Here is a 21274-nt window from a genome sequence, read left to right on the forward strand (position 1 = left end):
ATGGTATTGATTAAAGTGAATTTGGAAAGGAAACGGTCTTAACGCAAATGACGCAGAATATATTATCAGTAATTTCTGAACGTGTGTTTGTATATAATGTTTTATACAATCCTACGTTTGGGGGATATTCTGGATGAGTAAATTAGATAGATCGAATATTTTATGGGAGAGCATCAGAATGTTCTTGGTTGAGCACAGAGAGGCTATACTAAAGCAACGAAAAGAAGCCGCAAGATTTATTCCACCTGAATTGGATGAACAAGCTTTGGAAGAGATGTCATATATCTTGCAAGAAGCATTGGAGTTAGAACAACCAGTGCTAGCTACATACGCAGGTGAATATGAAGAAAAACAGTTTTGTGGATTTATCGATAAGATTGATACTTTAGGAAAGTACATATAACTCAGTAATGGAAGTATGTCTGTCAAAGTTTTATTTGAAAAAAATAATAAAAATCCTATCTGTTCATTAGAATGGACGGGATTTTTTTGAAAATCATTATACAAAATTAATAGGTAAATGATACTCTTTTGAAGAATAATTATATAGGCATATATTATTTGAAGGGTGGCAATGAAATATATGAACGTTGAAGAAAGTAATAGAAGAATATATCAAGAATTCGAGATGAAGTAGTAGAGTTTCATGAGTATTATGTACTTACATTTGGAGAATATCTAAAAACGAGCGGGTCCTTATTAGAGTATCTCGACCGTCGCTTAGAATCGATTCTAGAGGCTCTCACGGCCATTTCTGATTGTACTTATCTCAATGTTAATACTCAACGGAATTTTTCGACGCATTATTTAAATAAACTTTTTAATAGATTAGATTATCTATTTTCAAATCTTGACAATCAAAGATCGTATTGCTAATATTCTAAACGAAATAGTGCTAATTTGAACTCCATAAGTACCTGATAAAAATAGAAGTGGCTGGACTCCACTTCTATTAATGAGCTATTTAGTTAAAACAAATTCTCACAATTCACTAGTAGTCCCATTACAAGTGGAAAAGAAAACCTACTTTAAAAAGTAGGTTTTTGCTTTATTCAAATGCAATATCTATGGAAACTTGGAGTTCTAATGTAACCGTTCTTTGTTACACCTCGTGATTTAACCTCTATCATTAACTTGGAGTCGAGATAGATTACATTCTTATCTTCATCTAACTTTAATTGATTAATTAAACCCCATAGCGCTCTTCGTTCTTTTGGAGGAAAGGGAAATTCTATAGTTCCTGCTGATGCTTCATTAGGGAATGATATTAAAACTCCATGCTCTCTTTTTTTAATACCCATTATAACAACTTGGTAGTATTGATAGTTAACTATCTTCTGCCAATCCCAAGAGCGTTTGTTTATCTGGTAGCTTGAGTTTTTGCGTTTAACCACAATACCTTCTAACGCTTCTTGTTTTACTAGATTAAACAGCTCTTCAGAATTATCTCCGTCCATCCATCGTACAAGTGAAATGTGATTGTTCTCAGTGATATCGTTGAGTATTTCTTTTCTCTCTAGTAACGGAAGGTTGTAAACATCTTTGCCTTTATACCTGATGACATCAAAAACACAATACTGGATAGGTAATTGATATTTGAGGATGTCTATTTTCTTTGTATTAGAGGTTTGAAATCTTTTGGAGACTGATTCGAAGCAAGGTTTACCTTGGTTATCAGTCACACAAACTTCTCCATCTAAGATGGTATCAGGAGGTAGGCCGATATCTAATAGTTCAGGAAATTGAGTATTACAAGGGGTGTTGTGTCTAGTGTATAGGTTTGTTTTATCTCCAACAGTGGAGAGTATGAGTCTGATTCCATCTATTTTGAGTTCGCATATATTGTCATAGTTATTGAGTGGTTTGTCTGTTCTTTGGAGTAACATGGGAGAAATGTACATAATTATCACCTATACAAATTTTAACATTGCGTATAGGTGATGTATTTAGTGGATTATTGGCAGTTCTACTTTATACAGCATTTTTAATAGATTGATTATTTACTGCTAACTTCTGTGATAGACTTAAACTAATGATATCTTGTAACTATTGTTGCGTTTTTAATATGGAGAGTTGGGGAGAAGATTATATTAAAATCTATTGAAGATTTTGTATTAGGTATTTCCAAATTGTTTATGGAAAATATTATTATTTATATAATAGCCACTGTCTTATTAGTTCTCGTATTTGTCAAAATAATAGAAATAAAAAAACCGATGAATCCTTGGTTGTGGTCTATCCCAATTTGGATCATTTTCTTATTTGTAAGTACACTATTTTTAATAGTAGTGTTCACCAGTATATCTGACCACTTAGAATTAGAAGTAGTTGGTATTGGTCTTTGGGCAATCAGTCACTTGATTTCAATTGTTTTTGGAGTGGTTTATATTTGCTATTTAAGAAGAAAAAATGGTCAATGAGAAATTCATTGACCATTCTAACCGAATCTTTATCTTTGATAGAGTGAGAGATCTCAATTATAATAACTATCAAGATAGATATTCCATTGTAAGCTATCATAGGTTAGCATGGCGCTGTGGCTGCCTAAATAACCTGACACTAGATACCTATAATCGACATCTATAGCATCTACATTACCAAAATCTTCATCTGATCCCAGTGCAGTGTCAATGGTTACAAAGTTATCATCCAAATCGCTAGTTGTATTTAGTGTGTTCTGAAAATACTCATTATATGAACCTGGAATATCCCAATAACTAGGAGCGTAAATTAGAGAAGTTAGGTTTCCTGAATCCACCACATCATTTTGCCCTGCATAAGCGATGTAAGATGTTTCAATACTATGGGTTCCAGTTAATTCTTCACATCCTGTTTCTGTATTACCTCCATTCCAAAGACAACTCGTTGATCGATCCATATCTCCACCAAACCAATCAGACAATGCTGAGACACCGAAATACGGCGTTCCAATAGTCATGAGGAGACCAACATCAATATCGTTATCCGTTTGGAGATCAAGATTTTCAACAAGATATCTTGCTACTAACCCCCCCATACTATGAGCAGCAATATTGACATGCGCATCTGTAGGTATTTTCCCGATATTCCTCAGATTTTGAATATAACTATTGAGATAAATTGAATTTTTATGGATATTTTCGTCGTCATTATCATATTCAAAGATGAATAAATCATGGTTAGGGGTATAGTCTGGATAATCTTCTAATCCAATGGTTGATACATCAGCTAAAGCTGGGCCAAGATAATTTTTTTCACTTGATATATTACCAGTTATAAATTGGACATCTGGATTATCATATTTTAACTTATCACCTGATTGATATGTTGCTCCTGAAAGTGTTTGGGAACTTGGAATATCGGTTTCTGCTTCTGTGTAATCTTCATCGCTTTGAGTCCAGTTGTTAGTAAAACCGACAGATTCGCTTGTTCCTCCAGCAACTCCGAGCGCTCTGTAACCATGAAGCAAAATTAAACTGTTTAATCCAGTTTCTTGGTTGAGAGGCACTACGCTTGCATATTCAATCCCATTTTCAGTTTCAACATTTTGAACTTTATACTGAGCTATTAAGTTTTCTTTTGTAGTCTTTGGTTTTGTAGTTTTTGGTTTTGTTTTCTTTGAGTTCGTATTCTTTGGTTCTGTATTCTTTAGACTTGTATATTTTGTATTTACTGTAACTTCTTTTTTAAAGCTCAATATGCCATCTTTTGAAATTTGAGATGGATTAATGATTATATTAGGTAAACCTTTTACCTTCCCTTCTTTGCTTAATTTTGAGGAGTGTGATTCAATCTTTTTGGGAGATGCATTGGTCATTTCTTTTTCAGATAAAACAACAAATGTGTCACCACCATTAAATTCAGCATGAATTGTTTTTGTTTTGGGGTCAAATGTTTGATCGGGAATCAATTGGAGTGATACTACTTGTTTCTTTTTCGTTTGATTTTGATAAACATATCGATATAACTTTAGATCGCTTTCAGTACTATTTACTGGAATGTCGATTTCAAAGCTTATATCAGTTGATGCATATAAATCAAAAGAGCTAATTGTTTTCATTTGATTTATGAGGAGAATAGGGGAATTTCTTATCATATAACGACCTGAGAGATCGCCTATACCACTGGCTTTTCCTATGATGTTCCATTTGTTTTTAGGAAGATTTGCTGAATTAGTAAATTTACTTTCTGGTTCTTTAACCAAGGGGTTTGTGTGGAATTTATTTACTTCTATACCATCGGTAATATTATCTTTATCAGAATCGGATTTATTTGGGTTTGTGTGGTATTTTTTTATTTCATCATAATCACTTAACTGATCTAAATCAGTATCATCTGATATTGCACTAATATTATATTTTTGTTCCTCTAGATTAGTTAGTTTATCTTTATCAGTATCCTCTTTATCATCTAATATTTTGTTACTATTGGTATCTTTTTTTTGCCTATTAAGATAGTTCTCCTTCTCGAACGAATCGTTCAAACCGTCTGTATCAGTATCTTTTGACTGGAGTTCTTTTTGATTTTGTTTTGTTTTTTTTCCAATTTCAAGCATTAAGTTTGAATCTTTAAATAAATCTATTGAGTTGATTTTTCTTTTTTCCGATGCTTGAGCAATTAAAATTTGTGGAAATATTGCCCATACTAAAAGTATTGACAGTATTATTGAGATGTTTTCACAACACCACTCCCGAAAATTTTATCTTACTATTACATTATATTTGAAAATAAATATTAGAACAATAATTAAGAATAAAAGAATTTAAATATCAAATAATGAAAGTCGATTTTGTTATCAAACATAATTTTTGATATAAAACGGACGCTGAGGGGGTCGAAGGGGGTGGTAGCGTCAACGGAAATTTTCGGGAGCGAGGCGGATGAAAATTGGAGCTTTAGCACCCCCTTTAAGTTTAATTTGGTTATAAATGCTTATAAATAAAGGGGATAGTGATGTGTGGACTTGACAAAAGCATAAAATAATTATATAATATACTTATGCTGATAAAAAAAGATAAAAAAGTCACTAACAATATATATTTAATATAATTATTATTGAAGGTGAGTTTTGTATCTTTTTCAATCTGAGAATGAGAGGAGTTTTGTTATTGAGTCAAAAAATAGAATTTACCCAAGAACAAATAGTTGCAATTGAAGGGGACGAGGTTATTAAGAGTCACATGGAAAAGAACAAAAAATTAATGAAGAATGTCTTTTTGCGTTTTGTGAAAGATTTAGAACAGAGATATGAGAGTGTTGAAACGGTTGGTAAAGGTGGTACGAAGACAAAATATATCTTAGGAAGTAAAAGAAAAAAAATAGCAGAAAGAAGAAGAGAGTTAGGTGGTAACATTAGTAATGGTGCTTGGAGTATTCCATATACAAAAAACATGGATATCATGGTTGTTTCAGTTTTGGAGCAAGGTTTAGTGTCAAAAACGGCCCAAATATTAAGTAAATGGTGTTTGGATTTTGGTTTAATTACACCAAAAATGTACGAATTATTACCTGCAAAATATCATGAGGGTTATAAGCAAAATTGTTTGCAGGAATTAATAGATAATAATATTATCCTTGAAGGTGAAGACAGAATTTTGAATGATTATATATATGATTTAAAAATTATTCAAAACCATTTAGTCAATACGCTAAATAGAATGAGTAAAGCGAACATTATTGAATACTTTCCTGTGTACAAAGGTCATATAGAGAGAAATGGGAAAACAATTAATTTGCACGAGGAGACAGTAAAGAGAATCTTGACTCATCAATCTGAATTAATGGAGAAATACGATGTGAATGATTGGTACTTGAATCAATTTCCAAATGCAAAAAAAGTACAGAATTACAAAAAGGAATGGAAGGTAGAACTAAAAAGCATAAAAGATGAAAATGGAAATGAGTTAGGATTAGATTATTGGTATATAAGTTATGCCATTATATTGAAAGCTAGGAAGAAAAAAATTATCAGATACTTAGAGAAGTTTAATAGAGAGGTCATTGAGCAATTTAAGAAAGACGAAGAACTATTTTTGGATGAAAATAAAGTAGATTATCACAATGGGAGAAGTACATATGTAATAAATCAAGCACAGAAAAGAATGAATAGATTTTTCGAACAAAAATATAAGAAACCTTTTATAGAAGAGCTTGGTGGTAAGCAAGTTACTCACAAGAAACATGATACTGATTTTGTTTTTGATAAAGGGTATTATGCTTTATACTTTGAAAAATTGTATGTACAAAGAATTAGAGAATTGCAGAAATATTATGGATGCACATTTAATTAGCTTGACAAAAGCTATAAATAATGGTATAATATAAATTGATTAATCGGTTTAACAAGAGGAGATGTGCAGAATGTTAGTAGGAGAGATACTCAAAGAATTAAGACAATGGAACGACAAAGCAATGACATCTGCCCTTAAAAGAAGGGCAAACAGAGAAAGATCCATATTTAAGAGGGTTTGCTCATGGGAAAATTAATGTTCGAGTGGGATTGGATGTATTACTTTCTAAATATGAAGAAACTGCCATGGATGAAGAGGTAGTCAATTTCTTGAAGTTATTAATGGATATAGTGAATGAACATCTTTCAACAGCCGATTTAACTTATTGGTTTGATGATCTTAAAATACCTGATGATTACAAGGAATCAACAATTGACCCATATTTTAGTGCCTATGAACATTTGGAAGGTGCTAGAAATGTAGTAAAAAGAGCATTTGAACTGTAAGTTCATAAAAGCAATTAATAATGATATAACTAAATATTTATGTGAGATTACATTGTCGAAGTGCTAACTTTTCCAATTTAATAAGAAAGCTCCTTTACCAATAAGTAAAGGAGCAGTGGATGGGCTACAGAGGTATTGTAACACAGTGTATGTAGATTAAGTTTAAAAAGCTCAATTCATAAGGTTTTATCTATATCAAATTTGATAGTTTTCTCTGGTCTAAGTGTGTGAACACCTAGACCCACTCGTCCCTTGAAGTTATGTCATTCTTGGGATGAGCGTTGAGTGGTGTTGCTAGAGACGGGCGCGAAGACCCTGTTCCGTGACCTGCATCACCATGACCGTCTCAGGCTGCGTCTCGTCGGTGCGCGGGTAGACGCGCTGCTCCACGTAGTAGTGGTCCTTTTCGAATCCACTCAGGACCATGACCCGTCGACCGTCACGCTGTTCGCAACGGTAGCGATCAGGATGCTCGGCACAGAGGCGCTCCATGTCAGCGATACTGATCTGGTGCTCCCGGCGTCCGACCTCCCTGCCGTTGTCATCGATCTCGACAGTGTACACCTCGGGGAAGTCTCGCATGTCTGCCATAGCATTACCTCTCAAACTAGTTGGCTGAGAAATTCAGTCCACTTAAGCAAATTATAAACTGTATTTTTCTATAATTCAACATTTAACAAGAGGGAGGGTAGTGATTGGCAAACAAACTAGGAGTTTTTTAAGGATTGGATTTATGTTATGGAGGTATGCAAAAGAAGGATGGATTTATATAGAGTTTTGCTAACTTATTTTTTTGATGAGAGGCTGCAATGCCCTCTTATTTTACAGTGTGAGGAGGGGTATAGGTGGAAAAGAGAAAAGTTGGAGGGGAGTAGAACATTTAGATGAAAATGCGAATTTTTAATATCGTTGTAAGCTTCGCAATTGTGACCCTCAATATTTATGTGAGTTTCAATCACACTCTCACACTTTTTCAAGAAGGAGGTTTTGCACAAGAAGGATTGCTCTCATTTTTGAGGATTGATCTCGCGGCGGTAATTGCTACGGAACTCGTTTTTTTTATGGGATGTGTGAATATTATCAATTCTCATATCCAGAATCGTCCCGCAGGTTATCCTGCATATCTCACAAGTGGGTTAGGTGTGATATTGATTGGGTGGTCTAATGTTTACGCACAATGGGAGTACGGTCTTATGGGGTTTGTGTTGGGATTAAGTGTACCAATAGGGATAGTGTTGAGTGAGTTGATGTTTTCACACAGCGTCGCCTCATATCACAAAATGGAAGAGAGAGTTAATGAATTAGATGAACAGATTGAAAAGTCGGACAGACAATTAACCAGACTAAATAATAGTATAAAAAAAGTTAAAAACGAATCTGTTGGAATAAAAGAGTTAATTGAAAAATTCCCAAATGCAGTAAATTATAGATTAATTGAAGAAGAAATCGAGGTCTTGAATTTATCATTAGGTGAGGATGGTGTTTTGAACACCATAGTTGAATTAGATTTTCATCATAAAGACTCAAAAATGCTTAGAAAAGACATGAATGCAAACAATCGAGAGATAAAAAAATTGCTTACTTCATATGAATCAAGATACACAACAAAAGCAAATAAAACCATTTATCACTTAATGGTAATTGGTCTTCAAGCAGAATTACAGAATATTCTCTATACACTTAGCTATACAAATCTTGAGAAAGCATTGTCTGATGCTGAAAATCTAATCGAAAAGTATTTAACAATATGTGGCAATGGAAATGCAAGTATATTACCAACGATTACTCGATTCTTATCAGAGTTAAAGCCATTATTTAAAAATGCGATAGATATTGAATATAGATATTATATTCGGAAAGAAAAAGAGAAAGAAGAGCAACGTAGAATTAAAGAGCAAATGAAGCAGGAGGCAGAAGAAAGAAGAATGCTCGAACAAGAACGTAAAAAATTGGAGGATGAAGAGGGCAAATATCTTAAGGAAATTCTGAAAAATAAAGAGTTGCTAATTAATGAAAAAAGCATTGAAAAGATTCAAGCATTAGAAACAAAAATAAGAGAACTAGAAGGACAAGTAGATAAAATAGAAGAGAAAAAAGAAGAAATTGTAAAAAGAGCAAATGGTAAAGCCGGGTATGTGTATGTTATATCAAATCTAGGTTCTTTCGGAGAAAACGTATTTAAAATAGGTATGACAAGAAGGTTGAATCCACAAGATCGTATTGACGAGCTTGGAGATGCCTCTGTACCTTTCAAATTTGACGTACATGCAATGATATTTAGTGAAGATGCTGTTGGGTTAGAAAAAGAAATTCACAAAGCTATAGGGAATCAAAGGGTAAATAAAATCAATTTACGCAAAGAGTTCTTTTACTCAGACATTACTGGTCTTGAAAAATTGGTACAAAAAATAGATCCAACTGTTGAATTTATTAAAACCATGAAGGCCTTAGAATATCGTCAAAGTCAAAGTGTAGAAGAGGTTGCAAGTTAAAAAAAAGGGAGGTCAGTCCTCCCTTGGTTTATAAAATCCTAATTTTATGAGGAAGTAATTAGTGTAGAAGAAGAATAAGGGGGTTATTTATACAAAATTTTGAAAGGCGAATGGAAGGTTGCTATGGAAGGATAAAACAAGTAGAAGGTAATGAGATTTAATTAGGAATTCATGTGATGACACCAAAGCATAGGGGTTTTGATGAAATATAGGAAATGATCTTTCATTTGCTTGTTTGTCATCGAACAGCTCCTAATTTGATTAATCTCGCAAATTATACTAATGTTCGAAGTGTTGTTGTAGGCCCTATTATGCAGAAGTCTCTGTTAGGCTATTGACAGGAGCTAAAAATAATGACATTTTTAATGAAATGAAACAGAATGACTCAAATTGCAAACGATTTTCTTCAAGAAGGATATGAATTGTATTTGAATATACCTATCCAGTTAAATGGTAGGTTATCCAGAACACTCGGGAGAGCAGTATTTAGAAAAAAGCAATATGAAGGTACCAAAGCCGTTCGAATCGAATTATCAAAAAAACTAATTTTTAATTACACCGAAGTTGAATTAATAGACGTTTTAAAACATGAGTTAGTCCATTATGCTTGCTTTATGATAGAGAAGCCATACGATGATGGTGTTCCTTATTTTGAGAAAGAACTAAAGAAATTAGGTGTTGTGAAAACAGGAGTCATGAAACTTAAGGGTAAGACGCATGTATATGTAAGTGAACATTGTCAAAATACAATAGCTGAGAGTGCAAGGAGATTTAAAACACAATAGATATCATTCAAGTTGTTGTAAAGCAAATATAATCTACAAGGAAATAAAGATTGCTTAATGGAGAGAGCCAATATGAGTAAAAAAATTTACGCAGGGATTCTATTATTTTTTGCTTTTATGAGAAATAAGAGATGAAATGAATTATGGGAGAGTAAAAATCTATGAAAAAAGAAAATAACATTTCTTTATTTAATCCTGAAGTAAAAAATGAATTTTTTAAATCTGTTACAAACAATGAAGGAACAATTAAATATTATTCTAGGATTTTTTATAATACATTTGTTTATGAAGAATCTTTAGGAAAAGACATAAATCAATTCTCAATAGAGGAATTAGAAAAGATACTGTATGATTTCAAAGCAAACAATCGACACACTATTGAATCTTATGGACGAATAATTTCAAGTTATTTAAATTGGAGTATGGAACAAGGGCTTACAGACAAGAATCCTCTAAGAAAATTAAGTTCGGACGATTTTGATAAGTATATAACTGACAAAGAAGAGTATATAACTGAAAAACAGCTTCGCAGGTATGAAGAGAAATGCGCTAATTATCAAGATGCTGTTATTTTTCGTTTGCTATTTGAAGGCCTATCTGGAAAACAGGTTTCAGAAATTGGGAATTTAAAGGTTAGTGATTGTGATTTTGAAAAAAATTCTTTACATCTTATTAATAGCCTTGAAGTTGATGAGAATGGATATCCATCGAAGTTTACTGAGAGGACGATCAAAGTAAGTGATCATGCCATGGAACTTATAAGAGGTGCAATAAATCAAAAGCAATACATTAAAAAGAATGGAAATATGTCGACAGAAGCATCTAATGTGAGAGATTTTACTGATTTAGTTCAAAATGATTATGTTGTCAGAGCCTCTATCACTAAAAACTCTGAAGATATAAACAAACCAACAGATAGATTTGTTATTTATAAAAGAATCAAGTTAATTGGAGATGACTTAGGCATTAAATCTTTTACTGCTAAGTTGATACAGCGTAGCGGGATGATATATCTAGCAAGTCAACTTGTGCAAAATGATGAGGATGTTACTATCTCTGATTTGAAAATTATCGCTGATCGCTTTAATTTAAATACATACTTCAACATAAAGGGCTTTCTGACTAAAGATCTTATAAACAATATGTATCCAAGATGAGTGAGGCACGGGTGCTAAGTTTTGTAGTTATTTTAAAACTCCCACAAAACAGGTAGATATTATCCTTAGATAAGAAAGAGCTAGGAAAACCATACATAACGCCGCTCTCCCATTTAACTGACATAAATCAATAAATAATAATATAAATGGCTGTTTGCTTGTGGGATGAAGACTCAAAACAAACTGATAAGGAAGGAGCATTTTGTTTCGAGTCTTCATATGATGTTTGTCCTGTGCAGGAAAATTTATCACATAAGACAAAAGTTATTACCCTTGAGAATGACACGACGGTAATGATGAATGCCAATTGAAAATCTAATTTATACCAATATTTTAGCAACCCATATATACGTTTCGAATGATATATATTATTTTGCAGGAAGTAAGCTGGTTATCGAAATGTTAATGCCAATAATGGTACCAAAAAATAACCTATTCAATTGGGATACGGAAGATAAAGAAAAACAAGAAAGACTTATCGCTTTTAAGTTGAAGAGTGATAATAGATTAGAAACAAATAGTTTAGGCTATGATAAGAGCTAAATATAATCATATATATATGTTATTTATTAAACGACCTACATTTAGGTATAAAAGTTAAAAAAAACGACAAGCTGTAAAAAAGGGAGGCTCATATGGAAGATAAAAATGAAGAACAAGTAGTTATGACTAATGAAACAACTCATTGTAAATCCACATATAGATATAGAAGAAGTAGCGAAAAAGAGAGGAAAAAGAATAGAGAAAGATTGGCTAAAGAAATTGCTAAGATTGTATTGGGAATGTAATTTAAATAATAAATTCATATCTAGATAAAATGTCTCGTTGAATTTTCAGCGGGACATTTTCTTTGTAGAATAAAATATAATAAAGTTGGCTTATAGGTTGACACATTAGGCCAACAACGGATAAAATCATGAAGGTGAGGAGGGAAAACGATTGAAAGAAGCTGAATATGGACGAGTAGCACTCTATATTCGTCGATCAAGGGCTGATGAAACCAGAGAAAAGCAAACTGGAGAAGATACTCTGACAGCTCAACTAGTATATATGGAAGATTTTCTAAAAAGAATGGGTATTGATGAATACAAGATTTACAAAGAGGTACAGAGTGGTTCAACTATTGAAGATAGACCGGTTTTTAAAGGTCTACTAGAATTGATAGATGAAGGTCACTTTCAAAGTATTGCAGTTAAAGAGGTTTCTCGTATTACTAGGGGTGCACATCAGGATCTCGCAGATATCGAATTAATTTTTAAAAGAAATAGAACCAAGGTTATAACTGATACAGGGACATATGATTTAAATGATGCAAGCAATGCAACCATCTTTGACATTCAGACCTTTACTTCTAGGCAAGAGTTGAATCAATACCGAGCGCGTGTAAAATCTGCTAAAAGAGCTTTCGCCATGATGGGGAAATGGATGCCTGGTGGAAACGCAATACCATACGGTTACACCTTGAATAAAAAGACTCGAAAATTAGAAGTTTTAGAGGAAACAGCAGACATAATTAGACTCATATACTCACTATACCTTGATGGTAAAGATGGTAAGGGTATGGGCGATAAAGCAATTTCGAGTGAGTTATATCGTATGAAGATTAAATCTCCAAGAGGTTCAGATAAGTGGGATGCCTCAGTTATTAAACGTATATTGACAAATCCAGCCTATTGTGGAGATGTGCTTTTTAATCGAACTGAGGAATTAGAGAAAGGAAAGAAAAGAGCAAGACCAGAAGATGAACATGTCTATGTGAAAGATGCCCATGAAGCTATTATTGAAAGAGAAGTATGGGAAGATGCACAAGAAAAACGCAAAGGCAATAGTACGAAAAATCGTAAAGGTAGAAATACATTTCAAGCTATATCCACTTTAACAGGTTTAATCAAATGTAAAAATTGTAAGAAACACATGTATAAGAGTTCACAGCCAAAAAATGGTGAAACTATTGCTTTGTTACGATGCCGAACTCTCGGATGTAATAACAATATTATGTACAATGCAGTAGAAAAAGCAATTATAGCTAGATTAAATGATATAGTAGGAATGAATAAAGAAGAGTTTTCAATCTATATTAATGAAATCATTCGAACGGAAAACCATTTGAACGAATTTCAAATCCAACACAGGGAAGCTCAACTACTAATTATTCAAAAGAAGATTGAGAAAGCAAAGAAAAGATTACGTGCAGCCCAAGAAATGAGAGAGGATGGAGAGTATACAAGAGAAGAATTTTTAATACGTAAAAAAGAAATTGAATCTGAGGTTATTAAATTACGTTCACAAGAACAGCAGATATCGAAGGCAAGTGATGAAGCAAGTGCGTCTAAGGAAATGGATGCTGAAAATTGTGAAAACGTTCTAGAAAACCTCACAGAGATTCTCGATTACTACCAAAAAGCAAAAACGGATGAGCGTCGTAATGGTTTGCTTTCTGCAATTTTTCATGAAGTAGAAGTGAAAAAAATAAAACCAGGATTTAAAGAGAGACCTCCAATATTGGAATTAGACTTTGTTCTGAAGGACGGAATACTTTTAAAGAATTTGGTGCTGTCATAAAACAGAGAGTATCCTAATAAATACTTTAAGCCGCCTAAAATGCGAACGAAAGTTGGTCATCAATGGGTTACACATGTATTTGTGAATGATCCATCTGCCGGTTATGGCACATTTATTGAATGGATGCTAAAGGATGCAGATGTACAAACCATTGCGGATACCTTAAAGGGTACCGCTTTTTTCATATTGGTTAAAGACTGCCATTATAGAGGCGGAAAACCTTGACATTCTTTAAATGGCAATTATAGGAAGAAGGAAAGGTTCGTTCATTTGTCGAAAATGTTAAACAACCATTTTGAAAGATAAGGGGGAAAGAAAGATGATACGGTTGATTATCGCAGATGATAATCGAGAATTTACTCAATTATTAAAAGAACACTTTAACAGCCAAGAAGATATGGAAGTAATTGGAGCTGCTTATAACGGTGGTGAGGTGTTGGAGCTAATAAAAGATGATGCACCAGATGTACTTGTGTTAGATATTATCATGCCTCATCTCGATGGACTTGGGGTATTAGAACAACTTCAACAAATGAATCTCCCTACCCAACCAAAGATCGTGATGCTGACTGCCTTTGGTCAAGAAAATATTACTCAGCGAGCTGTTGAACTCGGTGCATCTTATTATATTTTAAAGCCGTTTGATATGGACGTGCTAACGGAAAGAATACGCCAAATGATTGGCGGAGCTACACCTACAACATCACGTGTAAGGGCAACCATCCCTGTACCTTCCCGTCTTGGCAATTTGGATGCAAATATTACGACTGTTATACATGAGATTGGCGTTCCTGCACATATTAAAGGGTATTTGTATTTGAGAGAGGCCATCACGATGGTGTACAATGAAGTGGATTTACTAGGAGCAATCACGAAAACCTTATATCCTCGAATTGCTAAAAAATTTAATACTACTCCAAGTCGAGTAGAAAGAGCCATTCGCCATGCGATTGAAGTGGCATGGAGCAGAGGAAATATGGACTCGATTAAAAATTTATTTGGTTATACCATAAATGTAGCAAAAGCAAAACCGACCAACAGCGAATTTATTGCCATGGTCGCAGATAAATTGCGGATTGAGCATAAAATGGCGTAACTGAGTAATAACGTGACTTTTGGTAAGAAACATTATTGGAATATTAACGCAAGTATACCAACTAATATTCTATTGCTGCCAACGAATATATGAAAGCGGTTTAACTATACACCAACCTTTACTGGGATATCTGGTAAAAGGACGGTGTATTTTATTTTGGACAATTTTAGCTTCTACTGTTAGGCTAAAAATCTTTCAAGAAAAACCTAGCAAGTTATGAACAGACATTAAAGCTTTTTGGTATTTATCTAAATCGTGAATTTGACTTAATGGAAGTAAAAAAGCTTATTCCTGTGCACATTCGACACGATTACCCAATAAACCAATTAACGATACAATAATTTTAAGTTATTTGAGGAATATCAAAGTGTTTCTTAATTTTTTGTATCAGGAAAGAGAAATAACTATAGATATTGCAAGGGGAATTGAGAATATTAAGCCCAAACGAAATAAAAACGCTCCTTAGTTGAGAGGATCAATTAAGGTTTTAAGAGCTTTTGATACTACTACTTTTCATGGTTTTCGATACTTTTTCTGGTATTTCTTTTTTTCTAGTGAACGCATTTTTTATTGTGCTATAGCTCACCACTGATTCGATGTCTCCATTCATTTCTGCCTTTAATCGTGTTTTTTCAACGCCTCCTATTTATATGTTGGTGCTTCTGGTTCTTTGTGATTTTGGATGGTGAAACCAAAATAGAAAAAATCGAAGCTGATAAATGTTGGATATCGTTTTATCTTTTTTAACACGTAGAGCCATTCGCCATGCGATTGAAGTGGCATGGAGCAGAGGAAATATGGACTCAATTAAAAATTTATTTGGATATACCATAAATGTAGTAAAAGCAAAACCAACCAACAGCGAATTTATCGCCATGGTCGCAGATAAATTGCGGATTGAACATAAAATGGCTTAAAAAAAACAAATGTAATAACAAAATATTAGGAAATGTATACCCTTTCAATTTTGGAAGGGTTTTTTAAATTTTTGTAAATAGCGAGAAAATAAATTTGCTTCTACAATGAAAGATTTACTATAATGATAGCAAGTTCACCATCAGGGGTAGGACTTTAGTAGAAAGAAAATAGTAAATGGGTATTCCCGGAGTAGTTGAGCCCGACAAGGGAGAACTCTGCATCCAGTCGTGGCAGAGTGTTCTTGAGGCGCTCAAGCTCGTTGGTCCGAAGCTCAGCGGGCACGACATCATCGATCTGGCGATCTACCTCAACAAGAAGCGCTATGGTTACTCTGCCGAAGAAGGCAAGAAGAACCGGCGGGAGTACGAGGAATCTCTCCAGATTGTGACTAGCCTTTTCGAAGGCATGGCGCATATCGGCCGAGACATGATGCTTGACTTCATCGGGCGTCAGAAGGAGATCTACAGCCTTCTGATGCCGAAGTACGGGTCCATCGTGTTGGCGATCCAGTCGGACTGTGGTACTGCCACCATTGACGAGAGCGGTTGCTACTTCGTCCTCACCTTCTTCGGTGAGGATGCTCGTCGCGACTTCGGTTACATGGACACCCACAAGGGGGAGTTCAAGCTCCTCGACATGATCGACAAGACGAAGGACTGCTTCATGCACTTGGATGACTGGGTGGCTGCCATTGCTGCTGCAATCGCCAAGCTCGTGCGCAAGAAGCACGAGACGCTGAAGAAGCGCATTCAGCTTCTCGCAACTCGGAAGGTATCGGGTTGGTGGCTGGAACGTCAGCTCAACAAGCTGAAGCGGAAGATTCCGAAGGAGTCTGCGGAGTTTGCTCGGATCCTCGAGACGCCGAGCAAGCTTGGTTTCGATCGTCAGAAGGGGTACAACCCGGATCTGGAACCCGAGCAGGGGTTCGAGAAGTATCAGCGGATCCTTGCTCGCGAAGAGGTAGCTAAGAGGGTTCTCTTCTACCTGATTCAGGACATGCTCTTCTGCAACAACCCGTTCGGTCGGGCCCTCATGAAGGGCTTCGACATGAACGAGCTGATCCCCGAGAACTGCGAGAAGTTGTCGTCCAGTCGTGGTATCATCTCCATGACTGGTATCGCAGCGTTTGAGGGCGAAAACGGCAACCACTTCGCCGGAATCAAGAAGTACAAGCATCTTCAGGAGATCGTGTACGCGACTCAGGGAGGACTTGTTGGCGCGGGTCTGGCCTTCGGGCCCAAGGAGAAGATCCCCATGGAGATCCTTCTTCCTCCGCGTCCCGAGGGAGCCGTTGATCTCAACGTCGACCTCGCTGCATAGTGCATAGAGAGAAAGAGAAACAATAAAAAAACAAAAGGGATAGAAAAAATCCCATAAAGACGGCCGGGTTCGTTCCCCATAAAGGAATGCGCCCGGCCGCCCACGTTTTTGTTCATTTTATTTTTACAAATTGTTTGCGCATCAGTATTGTTCGATGTTTCTTCTTTACTTCCCGAATTTTCATAAAAATATCTTCAGCTTCTTTGTATTGCTCCCCTAATAAAGCTCGCTTATATGCCCGTTCCAATGGGGCGACTTCTTCTTTGTAAAAGATATGTGCATAGTTCGTATAGCGTGGTTTTGCTTTCTTTTGGCTTTCTTTGTCACGTGTTCTTCTTTTTTTACTCATCATCCCAACCCCTTCTATCGATAGTTTGGCAATAGTTGGGTAGTCCTTATTATTTATGGGATGCATATCCAGCGACGTTTCTTTTCTTGTAGTTTAATTTCATTATATAGGAAATGGCTTTTCTATAGGGTTTAATAAGGCTTCCAAGTTAATTTTTTTGCTTTTCGGTAGCGTTCTTGAACGGCTGGCCAATTTACGACATTCCACCAGTTTTTGATATATTCTTTTCGTTTATTGGGATATTTTAAATAATAAGCATGCTCCCACATATCTATTGGCAACAGTGGTATTGCATCCCATTGAGAAAGGTTTTGATGTTTCTCTGCTTGAAGAATTTCCAATCGATGTGACCGTGGGCTATACACAAGAATCGTCCAACCACCACCTTCCACTTTTTCTGCGGCCTCAGAAAAGTGCTTTTTAAATTGGTGAAAGCTACCAAAGTCACGGCATATATCCCGTTTTAAAGAACCTGTCGGTTCTCCCCCGCCATTTGGTCTCATCGTCTCCCAAAATAAGGTATGCAGATAGTGACCAGCTCCATTAAATGCGAGTTCCCGCTCCCAATGTTTAACCAGATCATATTGATTGGTGATCCTTGCTTTTTCTAGCATTATTTCCGCTTTATTTAAGTCATCTACATATTTTTTATGGTGTTCATCATGATGAAGGTACATAGTTTGCTCATCGATATATGGCTCAAGTGCATTGTAAGCGTAGGGAAGTGGTGGAAGCTGGTGTTTTCCGATAGGTACTCGGTCATATGTATGTGTTTCCGTGATTTCTTCATCATTTCCTTCATTACTTACATATGCATCAGTATAAAAGTTTACAAATCCATCTTCTTCTAAATATGAGGTGTATTCTCTCTCAATCTCCACTAATTTTTGCAGATATTGATAATAACTATTGGGATTAGGAGTAGAACTTTTGACTTCTGTTTCTAGTTTTTTTAGTCTTTTCTTTAAGGTCTGATGAGAATTATTTTCCAAATCATATGGATCTTGTAGCAACCAATTTTGGTGAAAACGTATCGTTTCAAGGATAGGTTCTTTTAGCCATTTTTCATACCATTCTTGATAAGTGGACATATATCTAATCCCCCTCCAATAGGAAAATATGCATTTGTCGTAAAAAACATGCATAAAAAAAGATCCTCGAGTTGTCCAAGGATCTAAACTTTATCCAAAAAAGCATGTTTTTCTTTTTTATATTCATCTGATTTCTTAAGCAGTTTGGGTTGGATTTTATTTCGTTTCTTATCCCGATAAAAAATAAATCCACCTACGATAGCTAAACCGAGTAAAAAAAGAATAAGGCCGATCGCAAATGTAAAGATTGGAAATTTAACCCCAGCTGCTGTCGAAAATAGGATATCTCGCATGAGTGTCCAACCATAAACACTGATCACACCAGGAACACACATGAGAAGAATAGCGATGATTCGTTGGAAAACTTGATTTTGCATGCTGTTTCTCCTTCCTAGTCCGTTTTCATTTTACTCCATTTACTCCACGATATCCACCTGTGTGGTATGATAGGATTGTACTGTTAACCATACATAATCGGTAAAGAAATGTGATTGATTCTCTTGTTTTCTCTTGGGTAGGAGGATGTAGGTATTCAAAAAGTCTTTTTCGCAAACCCTATGAATGGAAACCAGATAGAGAAAAGAGGAATACGTTGTGAGTAAGTTGGCGACATTTCAAGAAATACTCGCAAAAGCTGAATCACTGCCTCCCGTAACAGTTGCTGTTGCAGCAGCAGATGATCAGGAAGTTTTAGAAGCAGTACTAGATGCAAAGAAACATGGTATTGCTCAGTTTCAATTGTACGGAAAGCAAAAAGAAATTGAGCGTATTTGTAAGGAGATCGGCCTTGTTCTAGGGGGACAAGAGTCGATCGTTGACACTTCCAGTATCCAAGCCGCTTGCAGTGGTGCAGTAACTGCGGTAAGAGAGGGAAAAGCGGATGTTGTGATGAAAGGTATGGTACAAACCGCTGATTTTTTAAGGGCTATCCTACATAAAGAAAAAGGTTTGCGAAGTGGGAGAGTTCTTAGTCATGTGGCTTCTTTTGAAGTACCTGGATACAATCGTTTAATCCATGTAACAGATCCAGCCCTTAATGTAGCACCTACTTTACCAGAGAAATTTCAAATTGTAGAAAACATGATTGACCTTTGTTATGCACTTGGTTGTGATGAACCTAAAATTGCTGCTCTTGCAGCCGTAGAAGTAGTGAATCCCAATATGCAGGCAACGCTGGATGCAGCAGCTCTTGCACAGATGAATCGTCGGAAACAGCTGAGAGGTGCTGTTATCGATGGTCCTTTTGCATTGGATAATGCAATATCTGTTGAAGCAGCAGCACATAAAGGGATTGATAGTCCTGTAGCAGGGCTTGCAGATGTCTTATTAGTTCCAGATATTGAAGCGGGAAATATTCTCTACAAATCGATGGTGTATTTTGCAAATGCAAAGATCGGTGCTTTGGTGCTAGGTGCGAAAGCTCCCATTGTATTGACATCACGCGCGGACTCCGCAGAAGCAAAGTTATATTCTATTGCTTTAGCAGTAGTACAAGCAGCTAATTCAAATCGAATGAAATGAAGGGATATCTCATGAAATTGTTTGATCGCTTACAAGAGAGTAATTATGAACAGTTGGTATTTTGCCAAGATGAAGTATCTGGTCTAAAAGCTATCATCTGTATCCATGATACAACCCTTGGTCCAGCTTTGGGCGGGCTGAGAATGTGGAACTACCAATCAGATGAAGATGCCATTGAAGATGTTCTGCGATTAGCAAAAGGGATGACATACAAAGCGGCTGTTGCTGGTTTAAACCTAGGCGGTGGAAAAGCTGTTATTATTGGAGATTCACGGAAAGATAAGAGTGAGGCTCTTTTTCGTATGTTTGGCCGCTATGTAGAGGGTTTAAATGGCCGCTACATCACAGCAGAAGATGTGGGAACTACAGAAAGTGATATGGAACTGATCCATTTGGAGACCAGTTATGTCACAGGTTATTCCTCTGCATCTGGTTCAGCCGGCAATCCTTCTCCTGCTACTGCTTATGGTGTTTATCAGGGAATAAGAGCAGCTGCCCAAGAAGCGTTTGGAAGTGCTTCTTTAGAAGGTAAGACGATTGCTGTTCAAGGTGTGGGAAATGTAGCTTTTCGTTTGCTTGGGTACTTGGCAAAAGAAGGGGCAAATTTGATTGTTACTGATATCCATGAAGAGCAAGTGGCTAAAGCAGTTGTAGAATATGGAGCGTCTTCTGTTGCTCCGGACGAGATATATGATGTAGACTGTGACATCTATGCACCTTGTGCACTTGGGGCCGTCATCAATGATAAAACCATTGATCGATTAAAATGCAAAGTAGTAGCAGGGGCCGCCAACAATCAGTTGCATCAGCCAAGACATGGTGAATTATTACAACAAAAAGGCATACTGTACGTACCAGACTATGTAATTAATGCTGGTGGAGTCATCCATGTAGCGGATGAGTTAACAGGCTACAATGAAGATCGAGTAATGCAAAAGGTAGCCAATATATACGATACCGTTTTAAATATTTTTGATATTGCCAAACGTGAAGGATTAACTACACATTTAGCAGCAAATCACTTAGCAGAAGAGCGGATAGCAAAGATGAAACATGTGAGAAGCAGATTTAACCGAAATGCAAGACATGCATTAAATTTAGAGAAGAACACACGTTAGGATTGACAATAAAACCAGCCCAATCTAAAAATAGGATTGGGCTCATTAGGTAAAAGGTATTTTTTTCCACAGATAAGAGTTATAATTGTAAATTTTTTCTTATCTTGATAAGTTTAACTTAAACTTTGAATGACTGGAAGACATTGATGA

20 protein-coding genes and 2 pseudogenes are annotated in these 21274 nt (G+C 35.7%); 16 read left to right on the forward strand and 6 right to left on the reverse strand.

What is annotated here, in order from left to right:
* Positions 1–133: 133 nt before the first annotated feature.
* Positions 134–403 carry a YolD-like family protein gene (locus A3GQ_RS23110; RefSeq protein WP_051271110.1) on the forward strand — a complete coding sequence of 90 codons (270 nt, stop codon included), beginning with the start codon at positions 134–136 and terminating at the stop codon, positions 401–403.
* 649 nt (positions 404–1052) lie between these two features.
* On the opposite strand, the gene A3GQ_RS0102110 is transcribed toward A3GQ_RS23110, so the two are convergent.
* Complete coding sequence (locus A3GQ_RS0102110; protein ID WP_028775648.1) at positions 1053–1901, reverse strand: ATP-dependent DNA ligase; 849 nt, start codon at positions 1899–1901, stop codon at positions 1053–1055.
* 315 nt (positions 1902–2216) lie between these two features.
* Here A3GQ_RS0102110 and A3GQ_RS0102115 point away from each other — a divergent pair, with 315 nt between their 5' ends.
* Positions 2217–2420: a hypothetical protein gene (locus tag A3GQ_RS0102115; protein WP_156877506.1), complete on the forward strand. Its 204-nt coding sequence runs from the start codon at positions 2217–2219 to the stop codon at positions 2418–2420.
* Positions 2421–2473: 53 nt separating this feature from the next.
* On the opposite strand, the gene A3GQ_RS0102120 is transcribed toward A3GQ_RS0102115, so the two are convergent.
* Positions 2474–4534 (reverse strand): esterase/lipase family protein, encoded by a 2061-nt coding sequence (locus A3GQ_RS0102120; RefSeq protein WP_028775650.1) that lies wholly within the window; start codon positions 4532–4534, stop codon positions 2474–2476.
* A 553-nt stretch (positions 4535–5087) separates the two neighbouring features.
* Between A3GQ_RS0102120 and A3GQ_RS0102130 the strand changes: the two genes are divergently transcribed.
* Together A3GQ_RS0102130 and A3GQ_RS0102140 are read left to right on the forward strand one after the other, a co-directional pair.
* Complete coding sequence (locus A3GQ_RS0102130; RefSeq protein WP_028775651.1) at positions 5088–6269, forward strand: hypothetical protein; 1182 nt, start codon at positions 5088–5090, stop codon at positions 6267–6269.
* A gap of 209 nt (positions 6270–6478) precedes the next feature.
* The gene (locus A3GQ_RS0102140) at positions 6479–6715 is read left to right on the forward strand and encodes a hypothetical protein (RefSeq protein WP_169818229.1); all 237 of its coding nucleotides are present in this window, start codon (positions 6479–6481) and stop codon (positions 6713–6715) included.
* 294 nt (positions 6716–7009) lie between these two features.
* On the opposite strand, the gene A3GQ_RS0102145 is transcribed toward A3GQ_RS0102140, so the two are convergent.
* On the reverse strand, positions 7010–7306 hold the full coding sequence (locus tag A3GQ_RS0102145; protein WP_028775653.1) for a hypothetical protein: 297 nt from the start codon (positions 7304–7306) through the stop codon (positions 7010–7012).
* 293 nt (positions 7307–7599) lie between these two features.
* Here A3GQ_RS0102145 and A3GQ_RS26020 point away from each other — a divergent pair, with 293 nt between their 5' ends.
* The 10 genes and pseudogenes from A3GQ_RS26020 (at position 7600) to A3GQ_RS0102205 (ending at position 17045) form a co-directional block, all read left to right on the forward strand.
* A complete protein-coding gene (locus A3GQ_RS26020) occupies positions 7600–9207 on the forward strand; it encodes a GIY-YIG nuclease family protein (protein WP_245596714.1) in 1608 nt (535 codons plus the stop codon).
* A 380-nt stretch (positions 9208–9587) separates the two neighbouring features.
* Positions 9588–9992: a SprT-like domain-containing protein gene (locus A3GQ_RS23115; RefSeq protein ID WP_051271112.1), complete on the forward strand. Its 405-nt coding sequence runs from the start codon at positions 9588–9590 to the stop codon at positions 9990–9992.
* Positions 9993–10153: 161 nt separating this feature from the next.
* Positions 10154–11149 (forward strand): site-specific integrase, encoded by a 996-nt coding sequence (locus tag A3GQ_RS0102165; RefSeq protein ID WP_028775655.1) that lies wholly within the window; start codon positions 10154–10156, stop codon positions 11147–11149.
* Between the two features lie 300 nt (positions 11150–11449).
* Entirely contained in the window at positions 11450–11692 is a 243-nt protein-coding gene (locus A3GQ_RS0102170) for a hypothetical protein (protein WP_028775656.1), read from the forward strand.
* A 92-nt stretch (positions 11693–11784) separates the two neighbouring features.
* Entirely contained in the window at positions 11785–11937 is a 153-nt protein-coding gene (locus tag A3GQ_RS26585; protein ID WP_156877508.1) for a hypothetical protein, read from the forward strand.
* 151 nt (positions 11938–12088) lie between these two features.
* Positions 12089–13711 (forward strand): recombinase family protein, encoded by a 1623-nt coding sequence (locus tag A3GQ_RS0102180; protein ID WP_028775657.1) that lies wholly within the window; start codon positions 12089–12091, stop codon positions 13709–13711.
* Positions 13712–13777: 66 nt separating this feature from the next.
* Positions 13778–13936 (forward strand): annotated as a pseudogene (locus A3GQ_RS0102185) (SpoIVB peptidase S55 domain-containing protein); the annotation flags it as partial.
* Positions 13937–14030: 94 nt separating this feature from the next.
* A complete protein-coding gene (gene spo0A / locus A3GQ_RS0102190) occupies positions 14031–14807 on the forward strand; it encodes a sporulation transcription factor Spo0A (RefSeq protein ID WP_037463599.1) in 777 nt (258 codons plus the stop codon).
* Between the two features lie 752 nt (positions 14808–15559).
* A pseudogene (locus A3GQ_RS0102200) lies at positions 15560–15724 on the forward strand (sporulation initiation factor Spo0A C-terminal domain-containing protein); the annotation flags it as partial.
* Positions 15725–15899: 175 nt separating this feature from the next.
* Complete coding sequence (locus A3GQ_RS0102205; protein WP_028775661.1) at positions 15900–17045, forward strand: hypothetical protein; 1146 nt, start codon at positions 15900–15902, stop codon at positions 17043–17045.
* A gap of 112 nt (positions 17046–17157) precedes the next feature.
* Here the strand turns inward: A3GQ_RS0102205 and A3GQ_RS0102210 are convergent, their stop codons facing one another.
* The 3 genes from A3GQ_RS0102210 to A3GQ_RS0102220 form a co-directional block, all read right to left on the reverse strand.
* Positions 17158–17394 (reverse strand): hypothetical protein, encoded by a 237-nt coding sequence (locus tag A3GQ_RS0102210; protein ID WP_156877509.1) that lies wholly within the window; start codon positions 17392–17394, stop codon positions 17158–17160.
* Between the two features lie 131 nt (positions 17395–17525).
* Positions 17526–18485, reverse strand: a complete 960-nt coding sequence (locus tag A3GQ_RS26025) for a superoxide dismutase (RefSeq protein WP_169818230.1) — start codon at positions 18483–18485, stop codon at positions 17526–17528.
* An 83-nt stretch (positions 18486–18568) separates the two neighbouring features.
* Entirely contained in the window at positions 18569–18862 is a 294-nt protein-coding gene (locus tag A3GQ_RS0102220; protein WP_028775663.1) for a DUF2627 family protein, read from the reverse strand.
* 226 nt (positions 18863–19088) lie between these two features.
* On the opposite strand from A3GQ_RS0102220, the gene yqiS reads away from it, so the two are divergent.
* Together yqiS and A3GQ_RS0102230 are read left to right on the forward strand one after the other, a co-directional pair.
* Positions 19089–20006 (forward strand): phosphate butyryltransferase, encoded by a 918-nt coding sequence (yqiS, locus tag A3GQ_RS0102225; protein WP_051271152.1) that lies wholly within the window; start codon positions 19089–19091, stop codon positions 20004–20006.
* An 11-nt stretch (positions 20007–20017) separates the two neighbouring features.
* Positions 20018–21124, forward strand: coding sequence for a Glu/Leu/Phe/Val family dehydrogenase (locus A3GQ_RS0102230; protein ID WP_028775665.1), 1107 nt, complete (start codon positions 20018–20020; stop codon positions 21122–21124).
* The last annotated feature ends 150 nt before the right edge of the window (positions 21125–21274 follow it).

This window comes from Shimazuella kribbensis DSM 45090, assembly GCF_000428065.1.
Lineage (GTDB): Bacteria > Bacillota > Bacilli > Thermoactinomycetales > Thermoactinomycetaceae > Shimazuella > Shimazuella kribbensis.